Source organism: Ruegeria sp. AP7, assembly GCF_056539905.1.
In genome coordinates, this window is sequence record NZ_JBQFVT010000006.1 from 63780 (window position 1) to 81905 (window position 18126).

Here is an 18126-nt window from a genome sequence, read left to right on the forward strand (position 1 = left end):
GCTCCAAAACGTTGCCCGAACAGTAGACCGCTCTTTATGTTTTGCACAGCGGTCTATTGGCCGCGCCAGAGATTGAAACCCTTGCGCATAACGGTGGGTAAGTCGCTGGGTTTGAACTGGTGTTTGTCCATGATCACAAGATCATCCGGAGTAAACCCATCGGGCAGTTTGGTCGTCCAGATACGCAGGATCAGTTGAAAATGGGTGAAAGTGTGCCGCACTTCGCCCGGTATTTCTTGCCAACGCGCCGGGAACGGAGGATTTTCTACAGGCGCATCGGACCAGTCCGAGCCCGGCCAGCCCAACATGCCGCCCAGCAGGCCTTTGTCGGGGCGGCGTTCCAATAGCAGAGCGCCATCACTGCGTTGGGCGATATAGATATGGCCCAACCGTGTAGGTTTCGGTTTTTTGGGTGTTTTTTGCGGTAATTCTGCCTGCGTACCCGCAGCCCGCGCCATACAGGTCGCATAGAGGGGACAAATCCCGCAAGCTGGAGATTTAGGGGTGCAGATCGTCGCGCCTAAATCCATAACCGCCTGAGCATGATCCCCGGGCCGCAGAGGTGGTGTCAGTGACGCGGCCTTTTCTTTCAACAGGGGTTTTGAACCAGGCAGGGGATCGTGAATGTCAAATAACCGCGCCATGACTCGTTCGACGTTGCCGTCCAAAACAGTCTCGGATTGATCAAATGCAATCGCTGCAATAGCAGCAGCGGTGTAGGGCCCAATTCCCGGCAGTTTCAGTAATGCGTCGTATCTCTCGGGGAATTGACCATCATACTCAGCAGCGACAACGCGCGCGCATTTCAATAGGTTGCGCGCGCGCGCGTAATAGCCAAGGCCAGCCCACTCGCCCATGACCTGGTCGTCTTGGGCCTGCGCCAAGGCTTCGACAGTAGGCCAACGGGTGGTGAATCTGATGAAATAGTCGCGTACGGCGGCTACGGTGGTCTGCTGTAGCATAACTTCGGAAAGCCAGACCCGATAGGGATCAGGCATGACACCGGCGGCGCGATCCACCGGGCCAATGCGCCACGGCATTTCCCGCGCGTGGCGGTCGTACCAGTCCAACAGCGTCTTGCTCAGGTCGATTTCGGTGCAGTCACGCAAGTTTTATGTAACTCCCTGTCGGGTTTCACTGGCGCACAGGTCGCAGCTTATTACAATAGCCGCGCAAGAGTTGGAAACCAGATGCAACGCAGACGTTCTTCGACCCGCGGGTTCAAGCGCACCGCCACTTTGCTGAATGACCGGATCAGGCAGGCCGGGGAAAGCCGGGGTTTTGCCGTCTCGCGCCTTTTGACCCATTGGGCCGAGATTGTGGGCCAGGACATCGCGTCGATCGCCCGGCCGGTGAATGTAGGATACGCCAAGGGCGGATTTGGGGCGACGCTGACGGTGCTGACAACCGGACCGCAGGCGCCAATGCTGGAGATGCAGAAAGAGCAGATCCGTGACAAGGTGAATGCCGTCTATGGCTACAATGCGATCAATCGGGTACGTATCACCCAGACCGCGCCGACCGGGTTTGCCGAGGGGCAGGCGAGTTTCGATCATAAACCGAAACAGACAAAACCTGTTGTTTCACCAGAAGTTGCAGCTGAGGCCGACAATGTGTCGCGCGCAGTTCATGATGAAGATTTGCGTGCAGCCCTTGAACGATTGGGCCGCAACGTTTTATCCAGACAGAAACGCTAAGAAAGGGCTGAGGAATGAGCCGGATTGCAACCGTAGTATGTGCGGCTGTCGCCGTAGCCGCTGGCGGCTATTGGCTGACAACGTCGAGTAATACGATCCCTTCGAACCCGCTTGTCGGTACCGCCGAGGCGCAAGAGGCGGATCTGGACACGTCAACCATCGTTGAGATGGTGCAGGGGGCGGAAGACGCGCCAGTCGAGATCATCGAATATGCGTCATACACTTGTCCGCACTGCGCGAACTTTCATCAGGGCGCGTATAAGCAGCTCAAGAAGGACTTCATCGACACGGGCAAAGTCAAGTTCACCTACCGCGAGGTGTATTTCGACCGCTATGGCCTTTGGGCATCGATGGTGGCGCGGTGTGCGGGTCCCGAGAAGTTTTTTGGCATTACCGATCTGCTGTATGAAGGTCAGTCCGAATGGACTCGCGCCGGAGGTCCCGCCGAAATCGTTGACGAGCTGCGCAAGATTGGTCGTCTAGCAGGTATCGACAATGATCAGCTTGAAGCCTGCTTGCAGGACGGCACCCGCGCGCAGACGTTGGTAGCCTGGTACCAAGAGAACGCTGAACGTGATGGAATTCAGGCGACACCCTCTTTCATCGTGAATGGCAAGAAGGTTGATAACCAGTCTTATGACGACTTCAAGAAGTTGATCGAAGACGAGCTGGGCAGCTAATCCCTGTTGGGCCAGCCTGTATCAGGCTGGCCATTCGTTCAGGGTGAGGGCGCGATTTTGGTTAACATCGCTTTGACCATTTCATCCTGATTGATGTGTAGCCGGACCGGAAGTGTCAGGACCTTACTTCGGAACGCCGCAGGTAAGCGCACGGCGTCCTTCTCGGTTGTAACCAATTGGGCGCTCAACGCTTTAGAGTCCTTCTCCAAGCGGCTCATAAGGGCGGTTGTCAGCGGCTGGTGATCGTCCAAAGCTTCGGCGCGCAGCAGTTTTGCGCCTTGTTGCCGCAGAGTTTCAAAAAACTTCTCGGGGTATCCGATGCCTGCAAATGCCAGAACAGAGGTATCGCTCCAGTCCATTCCGGTTTGCAGCGGTCGCATCTCACCCGTGGCGTGGGGCACCGAAAGGGCGTGGCTCCATCTTTCAACGAAAATCGATTGCGCCTCGGAATCGCCAAGGGACAATACAAGATCAGCTCGCTTCAACCCCGCTTCCACAGGTTCTCGCAAGGGTCCGGCAGGAAGGCACAGCCCGTTGCCAAATCCCCGCGCGGCATCCACCACGATGATCGAAAAGTCTTTGTTGACAGAGGGATTTTGAAATCCGTCATCCAGTACAATTGCGGTCGCGCCCGCAGCTGTGGCGGCCTGTGCTCCGGCGGCACGATCCTTGGCAACCCAGACTTCGGCGAATGCGGCCAACAAAAGGGGTTCGTCGCCCACCTGCGCCGCGGTGTGTTTCCGTGGGTCAACCTGCACTGGGCCTTCCAGAGATCCACCATGTCCGCGGGTGACAACATGAGGCTGGTGCCAGATGCCCCTAAGACAATCCAGTACCCATATTACGGTTGGCGTTTTGCCGGTGCCGCCCGCGTTCAGGTTGCCGACGCAGATTACCGGTATCCCCGGTGAGAGGCTCTGACCGCTCGCCACGCGGCGGGCTGTCGCGGACGCGTAGATGCGGCCGAGTGGTGCAAGTAATCTGGCCCGCAAGTCCAACTGATCGGGGGCCGAATTCCAGAAATCAGGGGCGCGCATGGTGGGCCCTCCGCCGGTCCAGCGTGTCTTGCACCATATCGATCAGTTGATCCGCCTGTGGCGCGCCTTCGGTTACAATCTGCCAACCGGCCAATGCCATGTCTGCGGTACGGTCCGGAGCCAGCAACTCGACTACGCCATCGCCCAACTCAGTCGCCGATTTTATGGTTATGGCGGCGTTGGCTTGGTTCAACCTATCATAAAGGACCTGGTAATTGCCGACATGCGGGCCATTAATCACCGCCGATCCCAACGCGACTGCAATTAACGGGTCTTGACCACCTGCGTTGCGTTCCAACGAACTGCCCATGAATGTCACGGCTGAAACACGATGCCAAAGGCCCAGATCTTCGGGTTCTGATGTCACGATGACTTGCGTTGTATCCTCAATGGCATGACCTTCGTCCCAATTAGCGCATCGCAAGTCCATCGCCTCTAAACGTTTGTACAATGGCGCGGCCTCGGATGCATCGGCCACGTGCAGAACCATAGCAAGACGCGGTAACAATCGTAGTGCCTGGCGATGTGCACTGAGTACCGAAATAAACTCCTTGGCCTGAACCCATGCGGCCAGCCAAACTGGCCGACCGGCCAGAATGTGGTTGGTCTCGATCAATTCATCCTCGGGCCAGGGGGTTGGGTTGGGGCTGACATGAAGAGGAGGCTCGACCGAAATTTTTGCCGAGTTGACCCCCAACCTCCGGATTTGGCGTGCTGTTTCATCATTTGTGGTGAGGATGGTCGTAAAGCAATCCAGCGTATAACGGGTAATATCCGGGAGCCAACGCCCACCTCGTGCCGTCTTCACTTCAACCAATGCCTCAAGCAGTACGAGCGGGATTGACCGTTCCTGCGCACGGGTAATGATGTTTGGCATTAATCCACCGCCGAACCAAAGTCCCATATCGGGGCGCCAATGGTCCAGGAAAGCTCGTGCGGCACCGGTGTGTTCGGCCGGGAGCTTTAGAATTTGGCAGCTGCACTCTTCCCATTCTCCGATATCGGCGTCGGGAGGCGCTGTTAGAAGCAGCGACAAACCCGGTCGCGCGGACATCAAGCGGCGACAGAAATCATCAACGGCGCGCAGCCGGTATGGTGTGCTGACATGCACCCATAAAACTTCTCCCTCGGGACGCGCTATACCTGCAAAACTGGTGTTCTTGGGAACACCCCAAGAAAGGACCCGATAGGCCGCCAGGCTGAGAGATCGTGGTTTACTCATGCTGAGATGCCGATCCCGCGTGGGTCCAATCTGGAACGAAGATTTTCATGTACCTCTGAGCCCGCCGCTACAACGCCATTCAGGCGAGGGTGAGCATTATTGAACCGTAATGGATGCCCTAACCGATCTGTACAGCGTCCGCCCGCCTCACGCAGGATAAGATCACCGGCGGCGATATCCCATTCCCAGCTGGGGCGCAGGGTCAGCATTCCGTCGAACCGTCCTTGTGCAACCAATGCCATCCGATAAGCGAGTGACGGCCGGTACACTCGGCGAAAGTCCGGGACAGCCTCAGACAGCCAATGGCGCGGATCAAGATTAGGTTTTGCGGCCAGAATCTCGGCGTCGGACAGCTGCACCCGCCCAGAAACGTATATGGGTCTGCCATTCAGCGTTGCGCCTTGCCCTTTTGCGGCGGCATAAAGCAGATCGCGCATTGGCAGATAAATGACCGCTGCCGTTACCTCCGCCTGCTCAGACACGGCCAGCGAATGCGCCCAGGTGCGTGATCCTTCGGCAAAACTGCGGGTGCCATCGATGGGGTCAATGACAAAGACCCGATTACGGGTCAGGCGATCAGGTGAATCCTCGGTTTCTTCGCTGAGCCAGCCGTAGTCCGGGCGGGCAGCCTGCAGTTCACGCTCGAGCATTGCATTGACGGCCAGATCAGCTTCGGTAACCGGTCCTGCGCCTTTGGGTTTGTCCCAGCGCTGGGCGTCAGGGCCCGAATAGCGCGTGGCGATCTTTCCCGCCTCGAGCGCGGCGTCGATCAGCAGGGACAGGTCAGTTGCCGGCAAGGGTCATCCCTTCAATCAGCAGCGAGGGCACAACGCGCGACAGGTAAGCCCGCGCATCGTTGGCAGGAATGATGCGCATCAACATGTCGCGCAGATTCCCCGCGATGGTGCATTCGTTGACAGGGTGCGTGATCTCACCGTTTTCGACCCAAAAACCCGATGCACCGCGGGAATAGTCGCCGGTATTGGGGTTGATGGTCGAGCCAATCATCGACGTAACCAACAGCCCTGTCCCCATATCGCGCAATAAGTCAGCACGTGTTTTGTCGCCCGGCGTCAGACTAAGGTTCCAGTTGCTGGGTGAGGGTGGCCCGGATACGCCGCGCGCGGCGTTCCCGGTAGAACTCATTTCTAGTTTGCGCGCGCTGGACAAATCCAGTGTCCACCCAGTCAGCACGCCATCCTCAACGATAGCCCGCCGGTGTGTTGCCAGGCCTTCGGCGTCAAATGGGCGCGAGCCGGAGATGCGCGGGCGATGCGGGTCTTCGATCAGCGACAGGTGTGACGGCAGAACTTGCTGCCCTAGGCTTTCCTTCAGCCAAGAGGCTCCGCGTGCAATAGCGGCGCCATTGCTGGCCGCCAGCAGATGGCCGATCAGGGACGAAGAAATACGCTCGTCGAAGACGACAGGGAAACTGCCGGTCTGCGGTTTGCGCGCACCGACGATCTGAACCGCGCGCTCACCTGCTGTTCGGCCAATCTCGGCCGGGCTGCGCAGATCTGACTGAAAGGTACGGCTGTCACCGTCATAGTCACGTTCCATCCCCGTGCCCTCGCCGGATATGGCAACGCATGAGGTTGAACGGCTGCTGCGCATGTAGCCACCCGAAAAGCCGTTTGTCGCGGCGAGATGGACCCGGTGAGTGCCATAAGCCGACGCCGCGTCAGAAACCTGCGATACGCCCGCAACTTCCAACGCCGCTGCTTCGGCAGCCAACGCGTCCTGCATCAGAGCTTCGGCGCTGGGTTCAGGGGCCGTGTCAAAAAGTTCCAGTGCATCCATGTCCCAGTCGGTGATCAACTGGTCGGGTTCAGCCAAACCGGTAAACGGATCCTCCGGGGCTTCCTGGGCCATGGCAACTGCCCTTTCGGCCATCGCTTTGAGGGTCTCGGGACGGCTGTCTGAACTGGAAACGATCGCCTGACGCTTGCCCAGAAAAACCCGCAGCCCCAGATCGGTTGCTTCCGAGCGTTCGGCATGTTCCAACGCACCACCACGCACCTCGACAGAAACGGATGATCCATCAATAACAATGGCATCAGCCGCCTCGGCGCCAGCCCTGCGGGCTGCGTCCAGCAGTTCGTCGCTGATGTTCTGAGGTGTTCGGGTCATGAGGCCTCCGGTCTGGTTATACTGGACCTAGCCTCGGATCGTTCGTCCCGCAAGGCCTGCAGCACAATAGCGTAATGTGCCTCAGGCGGGAAAGGCCACGATTGCGGCCTTTCCCCATATGTTGATCACTTGATACGCTGACCGTTGGCCAGAATCTGTCCGTCCTCGGTGAACTCAATATTCGAATTCAACGTGTCGGGTTCTTCGCCTGGAACAGCCATCAGACCCATCATCATACGGGCACCCAGCGCGTCGTTTTCCGAGACAAAGCCCATGCCGATCAGCTTGTCGAGCAGAGCATTGGCCCCGACAAGTTTCAGATTGGCGACGCCCGACGGGGCGGGTAGACCATCAAACTCTTCGGTGTTGGAATTGTCGAACGTGAAGTCTCCATTCCCGGTCAACTCTGCCCCGACCAGCGACACAAGCAGTTCGTTGATCTTCAGTGAATGCAACTCGCCCGGAACCACATCAGATGTCTCAAGCTCTTCCACTGCTTCTGGGTCCATGAAATCAACCAGAACCTTGGCGGTGCCGGTCGTATCCAACGCAATGGTTGCCGGATCACGGGGCAGCGCGCCTGCAGGGTCAAACATGCTCCATAAAATGTCGGACATGGTGAAATCGGTCAGGTTTATGCCAAACCCGAAGGGCTGGATCTCTTCCGACGCCTGAACGGGGAACTCAAATTTCAGCCCGGCATTGGCCATTGCCATTTCGATTGGGAACGGCAGGTCGGCCGTTGTGACCGCCAGCTTCGTGCCGTTCTGCGCAAGATCGTAAACAAGTCTCTGGGCATCGATGCTGCCGGTAAATCTGCCACCTTCGGAACTGCTGCTCAGCGAGAACGGTTCGCCCTCGGATGTACCCGCCATTTCGGTGCTACCCGAGGCATAGGTAAAGGTCCCTGACGCGGCAAACCCTGCCTTGTAGATGTCTTCAATACTTGCGACATCCATGCCGGGTGGGATGATTGTATCACCGTCAAATTTCAGGTCATCAAGCTTGCCGCTGATCCGGCCCGTATCTTCGCTATCAGGCTCGTTAAAGGCGACGTCATAGGACAGACTGCCAGCGGTAAGTTGCTGCTCTATATTGCGCTTCTCGTTGATTTCCATCCGGGAAGCGCCAGCAATATCGTTCATCTGGACATTCAGGGCCAACATGTCATCTGGCGCAGTCTCACCGTCGAATTCCATCGAGTCCAGCGTCAGAGACAGGCTGTTCGCCGTATAGTCGTAAGTCATATTTTCGGGAGTACCCGAGACGACCATTTCCAGAGCGTCATGAGAATAGACCAGATCGGCCGAGAATGTCTCCCCCTCAGCCTCCCCCGAAATTGTCATTGGAAAGCTGGCAGGGAACCCGATATTGACCGTGCCGTCGCCATTCTCGGTCAGCGTCATCTCGGGGATGACCATATCAAATGTGCCTTCGGTATCCGGAATCGCCATCGCCATCGTCATGTTCGAGATGGTTGTGACGCTGCCTGATACGCTTTGCTCACCCGTTACGTCATAGCCCATCCCGCCCAGATAGGCCTGCCAGTCGGACCAGACATCATCGGCTGTTACATCTGCAAATGCGCCGTTTGTGGCAACGGCATATGCCAAAGCTGCACCGCAGCTGCGGCGAAGGAAAACAGTCATAAGAGAACCCTTCTTGATCAATTTGACGGCATCGTCGTGCCTGTAGCGATCAGCGTCAAGGGGGAAGGGGTGGACCAATTCCCCATTTGCAGGGTACGAGTTAAGACAATTTCAAATGCAGGGATTTAAGCGATGCATATGCAAGGGAAAACTGTACTGATCACTGGGGCTAGTCGAGGCATCGGCGCAGAAGCCGGGCGCGTTTTTGCCGCAGCCGGGGCCAATGTTGCTTTGGTCGCGCGCAGCCGTGATCAGATCGAAGCGCTGGCTGCGGCGCTGGGTGAAAATGTGATCGCATTGGCTTGCGATGTCAGCGATTTTGCGCAGGTAGAACAGACAGTTGCCGACTGCATTGATCGGTTTGGTGCACTGGACGTGCTGATCGGGAACGCGGGTGTGATCGATCCGATTTTTCATCTGTCGAACGCGGATACACAGGCTTGGAGCCATGCGATCGATATCAATCTAAAAGGTATCTTCTATGGAATGCGCGCGGCTTTGCCCATCATGCGGGCGTCAGGCGGGGGCACGGTTTTGACCGTCTCGTCCGGCGCGGCGTCTAATCCGGTGGAAGCCTGGAGCCACTATTGCGCCTCCAAAGCTGGCGCCAAGATGTTAACTGAATGCGTTCATTTGGAAGAGGCGCATCATGGCATCCGCGCCATGGGCTTGTCGCCGGGGACCGTGGCCACTGATATGCAGCGGGTGATCAAGGCCAGCGGTATCAATCCGGTCAGCCAACTGGATTGGGACGATCATATCCCGGCAGATTGGCCTGCGCGAGCGTTGATGTGGATGTGTTCGGCGGATGCGGATGAGTTTTTGGGGACCGAGATATCGCTGCGCAATGAAGAAATTCGCAAACGAGTTGGTCTGACGTGATTGATCTGACCCAAGAAGACGGGTTGTGGACGGTCACGTTGAACAACCCGGAAAAGGCCAATGCACTGACTTCAGCGATGCTGGGTGAATTGGTCCACATCGCAGAGACCGCAACTGAGGCCCGCGCGTTGATCCTGACCGGCGTAGGCCGGGTTTTCAGCGCAGGTGCAGATCTCGAGGAAGCGCGGGCGGGACTTGCAACCTCAGATCTGTGGGAACGACTTTCGGGCGCGATTGCTGCGTTGCCCTGCCTGACGGTGGCGGCGCTCAATGGCACGCTGGCGGGTGGGGCCAACGGTATGGTTCTGGCCTGTGATCTGCGTATCGCAGTTCCGTCAGCCAAGTTTTTCTATCCAGTCATGAAGCTGGGTTTTTTGCCGCAACCCTCTGATCCTAAACGGATGGCCGCTTTGATTGGCCCATCCAGAACTAAAATGATCTTGATGGCCGGGCAAAAGATCTCGGCCGAAGAAGCGTACAACTTTGGGTTGGTTGATCGGGTTGTCGAGGCCGATCTACTGATGCCCACCGCGCGGGAGTTGGTAGCAGACAGTCTGTCTGCTGACCCAGCGATTGCAGCTGGTATCGCCGGATTGTGCCCATGAGAATGGCTGCACTGCGCTTGCGAGTGGCAGATCCGGATGGGTTGGCTGCGTTCTATCGTGATACGCTTGGTATGTTGGTTCAGGCCGAAGGTGCCAATCGCCGCGTGGGATACCCCGGCCAAGATGCTGATCTTTTGCTGATGCCGGGTGGCGGCGGCTATCACCACGACCGTGGTCAGCGCTATTGGAAGATCGGGATCACGCTGCCGAATGTTGATCTTGCGGCAGATATACTGCGCCAGAAGGGTATCGCGGTCAGCGCGCCGGGACAGTTTTTGGACATTGGCTACATGTGCCATCTGAGTGATCCCGAGGGGTTTGTCATCGAGCTGCTGCAGCATGATTTCGAGGGTAACCGACCCGACGAAGCCGCCGGCCCGGACACCCCATTTGCCGAGGCCCACATTGGTCAGATCACCTTGCGGACTGGTGACATCGCCGCTGAAGATGCGTTTTGTCGATCTCAGGGAATGACTTTGCTATCTATGCAAGATGTCGAACCTTACGGCTTTGATCTGCATTTCTATGCGTTTACAGCCGACGCGCCTCCTAACCCCGATCTCTGGGCGGTCGAGAATCGCGAATGGCTGTGGAAGCGCCGCTACACGACGTTGGAGTTCCAACATATCCCAAGTGCCCGGTTTGCGCCGGTGCCGGATTATCTTGGGATCGAGGTCGAAGGTTTGGCAGACCCGCGAGAGGATGCATTCGGTGATCCATGGCTCCCGGGTAGTTAACGACCGCGCCGTTTACCGGGCACCTTTGACCGAAAACCCGGTGGGCGTTTACGCACCCAATCCAGAAACTTTTTCAGCCTTGGGTGCGCGCGCAGCGAATCGACCGTGTTGTAGTCGCGCGCCAATTCGGCCTCGGTGAGTGTAGCATGTACTTCTTTGTGGCAGATCTGATGCAATAAAACGGTTGGCCCGGCCTTGCCTCCTTTGAGCTTTGGGATCAGATGGTGCAGGCTACCACCCCCTTCAGGGATCGGGCGGTTACAGAGCGGGCAGATCGGATCAGAATTTGCCATGACCTAACTTTGCGCCGAAGCGTGCATTGGGCAAGAGGAACACAATGGCGCAAACCGTCGTCATAGGAGCAGGACCAGCGGGATTGATTGCTGCCGAGCAACTTGCTGCTGCGGGGCATAAGGTTCTTGTGGCCGAAGCGAAACCTTCGGTGGCGCGCAAATTTTTGATGGCAGGAAAGTCTGGGCTGAACCTGACCAAAGACGAACCCTTTGAGACTCTTATTTCCGCATATGGGGCAGCTGCGAACTGGCTGCATCCGATGATCCAAGCGTTTGACGCGCAGGCGGTCATGTCTTGGGCCGGTGGTCTGGGGCAAGAACTTTTCACAGGTTCAACTGGCCGTGTATTTCCCAAAGCGATGAAGGCATCGCCCTTATTGCGGGCGTGGTTGTCCCGACTTGATCGGGCTGGTGTCGAGATCAAAACCCGATGGCGCTGGAAAGGTTGGCAAAATGGCGCTTTGGTGTTTGAAACGCCCATTGGGGCACAGTTTTGCACCCCAGAAGCGACTATATTAGCGCTCGGTGGCGCCAGTTGGGCGCGGCTTGGATCGGATGGGGCATGGGCACCTTGGCTTGTAGAACAAGGTGTCAGCGTGGCCCCGTTCGCACCCGCAAATGCGGCTCTTTCAGTCGATTGGAGCCCTTATATGCAACCTCATTTTGGTGCGGCCCTAAAGTCGGTGAGATGGTGGGCAGGTCAATTTCAAAGCCGAGGTGAGGCGACGATTTCCGCAAAGGGTTTGGAAGGTGGGGGCCTGTATTCTCTGACGCCGGCACTTCGGAATGGCTTGCCGCTTTTTGTGGATCTGGTTCCGGATGTTTTGAAGGATGCGCTGCATGAGCGATTGAGTGCGAAGAAACCCAAGGCAACCCTGTCGCATTGGCTGAAGAATAGTTTGCGCCTGTCTTCGCAGAAGGTCGCTTTGTTTCATGAAATGACCAAAGGCAGCGATTTGGCACCTTCGCATTGGGTTGAGACCCTGAAGTACTTGCCTTTACATCATTCTGGTCTGCGCCCGATGGATGAAGCGATCTCGACTGCAGGTGGTATTGAGCGTCATTCGGTGAATGAAGGTCTAATGCTGACCGCCTTGCCTGGCGTCTTCTGTGCAGGCGAGATGCTGGATTGGGAAGCGCCAACTGGCGGTTATCTTCTTACCGGCTGTCTGGCGACGGGTCGATGGGCTGGGCAGTCGGCAGTTGAATGGTTGAACCGATAGGTTTCAGCCGGATCTGGCCAGCATTGCCAAGCGGATCATGGCCCTCTCCACTAGCGCCATTGCTGGTGCAGTTTGGCCAGCCGAGCGCAAGGACAGGTCAGTATCGGTCAGAACCGTCAATGCGGTCTGCAATTTTTGTGCCCCCCAACTCTGGGCTTGCCGTAAGATCCGATCGCGCCGTTTGCCATAGACCGGAGGGCGCAATTTGCCGATTCCCTGTGCCGCCCCGCCTGGATCTGACGCACAGGCATAAAGAGTCCGGAAATGTCGCGTGGCACCGATACACAACGTTACCGCATTGGTGCCCTGCGCCTGCAACCGCCGGATCAGCGGCCCGATCTCTTGCGCGCGGCCTTCGGCGATAACGTTCAACACATCATCCAGAGCAGCCTCAGTTGACCGTGGCGCGCATGCATCGATATCTTCTATCGTCAGTTCGCTTGTATCGCCACGCTTGTAAAGCGACAGTTTCTCAACGGTTTGCGTGAAATCACCTGGGCTCAGCGCCATGGCGAGCTCGCTGAGGGCCGACATCGAATCACGTGGAATATTTTGTAACCCGGCTTGCGCTAGAATTCGTTCTACCTCGGCCCGAGAGGGTGGATCATCATAGATACCAACGGCGTACGCTACCGGGTTCGCCTCAAACGCTTTGCGGATTTTTGAGCTGGGTTTGAGCTGACCAGCGGTTACAACGATTTGAGCGTCGCCATGATCCCAGTCTTCCAAAGCGCCGAGAATCGCGGGCGCTGCCATATCTGTCGTGTCTTCGACAAATACCGCGCGTGGTCCGGGAAAAAACCCGACCGCCTTTACTGCGTCCAGCAACAAGGCCGGGTCGCTGCGCAGCTCGCTTCCAGGGATTCGGGTCAGGCGCATTTCTTCTTCCGCGCCGGGTCCAAGCAGGGCGGCCAGTACCTGTTGGCGTTTCAGGGCAACCCGCATGGCGTCCGCGCCGTAGATCAGCAGACCCGCTTTGCCCTCATCCGGCTTGGCAAAATATCCCTCAGCCTCGCGCGGGCTCAGCTTCATGCGGACAGGCCCGGTGTGGCATATAGACGATTTACGATCTGATCGGCCAGGATCACCATCAATCTCTCGGTCGCGTCGCGTTCATCAGCCAATGTTGAGACGGTCGAGCCAGCGGCAGAATAACCGACGAAATCTGTGACCCGTCCAGAGGCAAGGACCTGCCCGGTCGCGTCGGACTTCAACTCGTATCTGGCATTGCCATCAATCGTGTAGCGATTGGTTTCATTTGCCGTCGTGATTGAGGCTCGGCGGGTGACCGTCGAAACCACGACATCTAGTTTGTATTCATTGCCGGAGGTCGCGCTTCGGCCCAATTTACGCTCAAGATTCTGTACCAGCAGAAAACTTTCGACCGTATTCGGTGCTGATACCTCGACCTTGCCATCCAGAGCCGAGCCTGATCCACCGGGTGCATAGACCGGCTCGAACCCGCAAGCGGCAAGCGCTAGCGGCATCAACAGCAAGGTTCTGCGATCAAACGACGACATTTACGATTCGGCCCGGAACAACGATCACTTTTTTCGGAGCAGCGCCATCCAGCGCCTTTTGCACAGCTTCGGTGCTGAGCGCGATTTTTTCAACCTCTGCCTTGTCCATGTCTTTCGGAACGCTGATTTCTGCACGGCGCTTGCCGTTGATCTGAATGGGCAGGGTGATGGTGTCATCAACCAGCATCGCCCCATCGGCCACAGGCCACGGTGCTGTTGCGACCAAACCTTCGCCGTCCAGCATCTGCCAAAGCTCTTCTGACAGGTGAGGGGTCATGGGCGACATAAGCTGTGCCAGCGTTTTTGCGGCCTCGCGCTTGGCTGCGGTGCCCGCCTTTGATTTCGCCAGCGTGTTGGTGAAGGCATAAAGCTTGGCGATCGAGGCGTTGAAGCCGAAGGATTCGACGCCGCCTGACACATCGTGAATGGCTTTGTGCATCTCGCGCAGTAGCGCTTCGTCCTCGGCATTAGCGGCCACGTCCGACCCGACGATTTCCAATGCGATCCGGTAGACGCGGCTCAGGTGCTTGAACGCGGCTTCAGCGCCGGACGCGGTCCATTCCACGTCGCGTTCGGGTGGCGAATCGGACAGCACGAACCAGCGCGCGGTATCGGCACCGAAGGCCGAGATGATGCTTACCGGATCAACCACGTTTTTCTTGGATTTCGACATCTTGGCCGAAGGGATGATCTCTACCTCGGTGCCGTCGGCCAATTTGCCGTCGGTCACATCCTCGGGCAGGTGGTAGACCGGTCGGCCCTTGGCATCGCGCGTCTGGTAGATCTCGTGCGTGACCATGCCTTGCGTGAACAACGCATTGAAGGGCTCGATGGCTTTTTTCGGCAGGTGGCCAGTGATGTTCATCGCCCGGGCGAAGAAACGGGAATAGAGCAGGTGCAGAATCGCGTGTTCGATCCCACCGATATACTGGTCGACATTCATCCAATACTCGGCTTCGGCAAGATCGGTAGGCGATTCCGCGCGCGGCGCAGTGAAACGGGCGAAGTACCACGACGAATCGACGAACGTGTCCATCGTGTCGGTTTCACGCTTGGCCGGTGCGTCGCAGGACGGGCAAGGGGTGTCACGCCAGTTAGGGTGACGGTCCAGCGGGTTGCCAGGGATCGAAAAGTCGATTGGTTCGCCGTTGCCTCCGTCATAGGGCAGCTGAATCGGCAGATTCTCTTTCTTCTCGGGCACGGTGCCGCATTTGTCGCAATGGACAACGGGAATCGGGCAACCCCAATACCGCTGACGGCTCAGACCCCAGTCGCGCAGGCGGTACTTAGTGACGCCCTCACCCCATCCTGCTTTTTCGGCGAAATCGACCGTCGCGTTAATCGCCTCATCACCGGTCGCCTCGGTCAGACCGGCAAAATGTTTCACCCAGCGGACCTTTTCGGTCTTAGGCGGCACAAAGGCGATTTTGTCGACCGGTGTGTCACTGTCCAGTGCGAAGAACGTGTCGATCACCGGCAGGTCGTATTTGCGGCAGAAATCCAGATCGCGCTGGTCATGGGCGGGGCAGGCGAAGATCGCGCCGGTGCCATAGTCCATGAGGATGAAGTTGGCGATCCAAACCGGCAGCTCCCAGTTCGGGTCCAAAGGGTGCTTGACGCGGATGCCGGTGTCGTAACCCAGCTTTTCGGCCGTTTCGATGGCTTCTTCGGTCGTGCCACCCTTGCGGCATTCGGCAACAAATTCAGCAACTTCGGGGTTCTCGGCCTCAAGCTGCTTGGCGATCGGGTGATCAGGCGAGATGCCAACAAAAGACGCCCCCAGCAGCGTGTCGGGACGAGTCGTATAGACGGTGATAGGCTCTTCGCCATCGGTTCGTTCGAACCCAAACTGAAGGCCGCGCGACTTGCCGATCCAGTTTTCTTGCATCAGGCGCACCTTGGCGGGCCAGTTATCCAGCGTGTCCAGCGCGTCGAGTAGCTCCTCGGAATAATCCGAGATCTTGAAGAACCACTGAGTCAGCTCCCGACGCTCCACCAATGCACCCGAACGCCAGCCACGGCCGTTTTCTACTTGTTCATTGGCCAAAACGGTCATGTCGACCGGGTCCCAGTTCACTACGGCGTTCTTGCGGTAGACAAGACCGGCCTCAAGCATATCTAGAAACAGCGCTTGCTGTTGGCCGTAGTATTCCGGATCACAGGTGGCAAATTCACGGGACCAATCGATCGACAGGCCCAGCGGTTTCATCTGTCCGCGCATGTCGGCGATGTTGCCGTAGGTCCAGTCTTTAGGGTGGCCGCCGATTGCCATCGCGGCATTTTCGGCTGGCATTCCGAAGGCATCCCAGCCCATCGGATGTAGCACGTTGTGTCCGGTCGCCAGTTTATGCCGCGCGATCACGTCGCCCATCGTATAGTTGCGCACATGCCCCATATGAATGCGGCCTGAGGGATAGGGGAACATTTCAAGCACGTAGTATTTCGGCTTGTCCGCCTTGTGGTTGGCGGTGAAGATTCCGGCCTTGTCCCAGGCCTCTTGCCATTTTGCTTCGATTTCGTTGGCCGAGTAGCGCGACATGGTGCGGTCCTTCGTGAATGAAAACGCCGGGCATGAACCCGGCGTTGTATTATTGTGATTTCTTGCGGGTTGCTAGAACTTGTTGTCAGCAATCCGTAGCTGACGGGCCCGGGATAGGATTGCATCCTCAACCGCGCGAGAGGTTGCCGCACTGACCGGGGAACCGCCACTGGTTTGAAGCGCTACAGAAAGTGAGCGCGCCTCGAGCGCTGGATCACTAATATGTACCGTTGCGCGATACGACCGCCCGCCGCCGGGCGGCCTTCCGTAACCGGTAACGATCACACCTGTAAACGGATCAACCTCTTCAATGGGCAGGAAATTCAGCACGTCCAGGGACGCGGCCCAAAGATAGCGGTTTACCTGCGTTACCTGCTCGGATGTGTCCGGGCCGAAGATGTCCCATATCGTCGTACGATTCGGATCATTCAGCTCACGCTCTTCTGACGAGCTGCCATCAACGGTCAAAACGCTGGCGTCTCCTGGCGGCAGTCGCCCACGACTACAGGCAGAGACAGTCGCCGTCACCATGATCAAACCCAGAAACGTTATCAGGCGCATCGTTGGAAGGTCCTGTTTTACTTGTTTTGTACTGTTTGAATGTCACTCCTAGACAAGGAGTGCTGCTGCAACAAGCCTATTCTTTACATATGGGCGTGAGTTGCCCGCAGGACCTGGCGGAAAATCGACTGTGGCATCCTTGCACCAATTCGATCTGAATGACGGCAGAGCGTTTATGCCAAGCTTGCGCAACCGGGGTAAAAAAAGCGAAACGATGTCCGTGCTGAGACGCGTGCTTTGCATGTGTCGAGTAGAAATATCTTTGAAACCGAGGGAAACAAGATGAAAAAAGTTCTCTTCGCATCGACCGCTCTGATCGCAACCGCAAGTGTTGCAGCGGCCGACGTTAAATTCAGCGGTTATGGCCGCTTTGGTATTGGTTACCTGGAAGACCGTACCGGCACCGTTGATTCGATTGATGGCGGCACCGCTTCTGGCGTTGACACCGACAACACAATCCTGATCTCGCGTTTCCGTCTGAACATCGACGGCACCGCAGAAACCGACGGTGGTGTTGAGTTCTCGGCTCGTGTTCGTCTGCAAGCTGACGAAAACGCCGGCAACGGCGAAGCAGGCACAGCTCAGCTGAGCGGCGCGCGCTTCTCGGCAATCTACGGCGGTCTGCGTGTTGACGCGGGCAACGTATCGGGTGCCTTCGACAACCTGGCAAACTACTACGGTAACGAGCCTGGCCTGGAATTCTTCATCGGTCAGTATGCCGCTGTTGACTACAACTTCCTGGCATTCTCGTCGACCGGTTCAGGTTCGAACGCTGTGTTCTTCCAGTACGCAGTTGGCGATTTCGCCTTTGGCGCGTCGTATGACCAAGCCACTTTTGCTGAAACCGCAACTGCCGGTGCAGACACCGACAGCGGCGACCGCTGGGATATCAGTGCAACTTACACCTTCGGCAACGTCACAGCCGCTCTGGCCTATGGTCAGACCGACCGTCCGTTCGGTGGTGAGAAAGACACTCTGACTGTACTGACCCTGGGTGCTGACTTCGGCGACTTCAACGGTACCCTGTTTGTAGCTGACGATGACGTTGCAGACGATGCGCGCAACGGCACCGCGTATGGTTTCTCGCTGGCCTACAACTTTGGCGCGGCGACCACTCTGACCGCCGCATACGGTGACGGTAGCGCGGACGACGATGTCCAGGCTTACGGTATTGGCTTCATCCATGACCTGGGTGGCGGTGTGTCGCTGAAAGGTGGCCTTGGCCAGTCACGCTCCGGTGATGGCGACGAGCGCGTTCGCGCAGACTTTGGTGTCAACTTCAACTTCTAAGTTGATTTGAACCGCAAGGTTTAAGGGCAGGTCTTCGGACCTGCCCTTTTCTTTTTCGTCT

18 protein-coding genes are annotated in these 18126 nt (G+C 57.3%); 7 read left to right on the forward strand and 11 right to left on the reverse strand.

Annotated features, from left to right (window positions below):
• Positions 1–53: 53 nt before the first annotated feature.
• On the reverse strand, positions 54–1040 hold the full coding sequence (locus tag ACR0KN_RS12800; protein WP_480654225.1) for an A/G-specific adenine glycosylase: 987 nt from the start codon (positions 1038–1040) through the stop codon (positions 54–56).
• Positions 1041–1190: 150 nt separating this feature from the next.
• Between ACR0KN_RS12800 and ACR0KN_RS12805 the strand changes: the two genes are divergently transcribed.
• Positions 1191–1697 (forward strand): DUF721 domain-containing protein, encoded by a 507-nt coding sequence (locus ACR0KN_RS12805; RefSeq protein ID WP_480654012.1) that lies wholly within the window; start codon positions 1191–1193, stop codon positions 1695–1697.
• A 14-nt stretch (positions 1698–1711) separates the two neighbouring features.
• Positions 1712–2377 (forward strand): DsbA family protein, encoded by a 666-nt coding sequence (locus ACR0KN_RS12810; protein WP_480654014.1) that lies wholly within the window; start codon positions 1712–1714, stop codon positions 2375–2377.
• A gap of 38 nt (positions 2378–2415) precedes the next feature.
• Here the strand turns inward: ACR0KN_RS12810 and lpxK are convergent, their stop codons facing one another.
• The 5 genes from lpxK to ACR0KN_RS12835 form a co-directional block, all read right to left on the reverse strand.
• Positions 2416–3414, reverse strand: a complete 999-nt coding sequence (lpxK, locus tag ACR0KN_RS12815; protein WP_480654016.1) for a tetraacyldisaccharide 4'-kinase — start codon at positions 3412–3414, stop codon at positions 2416–2418.
• Positions 3401–4636: a glycosyltransferase N-terminal domain-containing protein gene (locus tag ACR0KN_RS12820; RefSeq protein WP_170545265.1), complete on the reverse strand. Its 1236-nt coding sequence runs from the start codon at positions 4634–4636 to the stop codon at positions 3401–3403. The genes lpxK and ACR0KN_RS12820 overlap by 14 nt, the downstream gene beginning before the upstream one ends.
• A complete protein-coding gene (locus tag ACR0KN_RS12825; RefSeq protein WP_170545263.1) occupies positions 4633–5433 on the reverse strand; it encodes a 3'(2'),5'-bisphosphate nucleotidase CysQ in 801 nt (266 codons plus the stop codon). The genes ACR0KN_RS12820 and ACR0KN_RS12825 overlap by 4 nt, the downstream gene beginning before the upstream one ends.
• Positions 5420–6766, reverse strand: a complete 1347-nt coding sequence (locus tag ACR0KN_RS12830) for a TldD/PmbA family protein (protein WP_480654019.1) — start codon at positions 6764–6766, stop codon at positions 5420–5422. Before ACR0KN_RS12830 ends, ACR0KN_RS12825 begins: the two co-directional genes overlap by 14 nt.
• Positions 6767–6891: 125 nt before the next feature.
• Positions 6892–8415, reverse strand: a complete 1524-nt coding sequence (locus ACR0KN_RS12835) for a DUF2125 domain-containing protein (protein ID WP_480654021.1) — start codon at positions 8413–8415, stop codon at positions 6892–6894.
• A 132-nt stretch (positions 8416–8547) separates the two neighbouring features.
• Between ACR0KN_RS12835 and ACR0KN_RS12840 the strand changes: the two genes are divergently transcribed.
• The 3 genes from ACR0KN_RS12840 to ACR0KN_RS12850 are packed head-to-tail and all read left to right on the forward strand — an operon-like array spanning position 8548 to position 10639.
• Positions 8548–9297, forward strand: a complete 750-nt coding sequence (locus ACR0KN_RS12840; protein WP_170476297.1) for an SDR family oxidoreductase — start codon at positions 8548–8550, stop codon at positions 9295–9297.
• The gene (locus ACR0KN_RS12845; protein WP_170545257.1) at positions 9294–9902 is read left to right on the forward strand and encodes an enoyl-CoA hydratase/isomerase family protein; all 609 of its coding nucleotides are present in this window, start codon (positions 9294–9296) and stop codon (positions 9900–9902) included. Before ACR0KN_RS12840 ends, ACR0KN_RS12845 begins: the two co-directional genes overlap by 4 nt.
• Positions 9903–9904: 2 nt before the next feature.
• Positions 9905–10639: a VOC family protein gene (locus tag ACR0KN_RS12850; protein WP_480654023.1), complete on the forward strand. Its 735-nt coding sequence runs from the start codon at positions 9905–9907 to the stop codon at positions 10637–10639.
• On the opposite strand, the gene ACR0KN_RS12855 is transcribed toward ACR0KN_RS12850, so the two are convergent.
• Positions 10636–10932 (reverse strand): HNH endonuclease, encoded by a 297-nt coding sequence (locus tag ACR0KN_RS12855; protein ID WP_480654025.1) that lies wholly within the window; start codon positions 10930–10932, stop codon positions 10636–10638. The two genes, ACR0KN_RS12850 and ACR0KN_RS12855, sit on opposite strands and share 4 nt — an antisense overlap.
• A gap of 44 nt (positions 10933–10976) precedes the next feature.
• On the opposite strand from ACR0KN_RS12855, the gene ACR0KN_RS12860 reads away from it, so the two are divergent.
• Complete coding sequence (locus ACR0KN_RS12860) at positions 10977–12155, forward strand: TIGR03862 family flavoprotein (RefSeq protein WP_480654027.1); 1179 nt, start codon at positions 10977–10979, stop codon at positions 12153–12155.
• Between the two features lie 3 nt (positions 12156–12158).
• Here ACR0KN_RS12860 and holA read toward each other — a convergent pair whose 3' ends face one another.
• From holA to ACR0KN_RS12880, 4 genes are all read right to left on the reverse strand, one after another.
• Positions 12159–13187, reverse strand: a complete 1029-nt coding sequence (gene holA / locus ACR0KN_RS12865; protein ID WP_480654029.1) for a DNA polymerase III subunit delta — start codon at positions 13185–13187, stop codon at positions 12159–12161.
• A complete protein-coding gene (lptE, locus tag ACR0KN_RS12870) occupies positions 13184–13675 on the reverse strand; it encodes an LPS assembly lipoprotein LptE (protein ID WP_170545248.1) in 492 nt (163 codons plus the stop codon). Before lptE ends, holA begins: the two co-directional genes overlap by 4 nt.
• A complete protein-coding gene (gene leuS / locus ACR0KN_RS12875) occupies positions 13662–16214 on the reverse strand; it encodes a leucine--tRNA ligase (protein ID WP_480654031.1) in 2553 nt (850 codons plus the stop codon). The genes lptE and leuS overlap by 14 nt, the downstream gene beginning before the upstream one ends.
• 72 nt (positions 16215–16286) lie before the next feature.
• On the reverse strand, positions 16287–16775 hold the full coding sequence (locus tag ACR0KN_RS12880; protein ID WP_480654033.1) for a DUF3576 domain-containing protein: 489 nt from the start codon (positions 16773–16775) through the stop codon (positions 16287–16289).
• A 282-nt stretch (positions 16776–17057) separates the two neighbouring features.
• Between ACR0KN_RS12880 and ACR0KN_RS12885 the strand changes: the two genes are divergently transcribed.
• Positions 17058–18065: a porin gene (locus ACR0KN_RS12885; RefSeq protein ID WP_480654035.1), complete on the forward strand. Its 1008-nt coding sequence runs from the start codon at positions 17058–17060 to the stop codon at positions 18063–18065.
• The last annotated feature ends 61 nt before the right edge of the window (positions 18066–18126 follow it).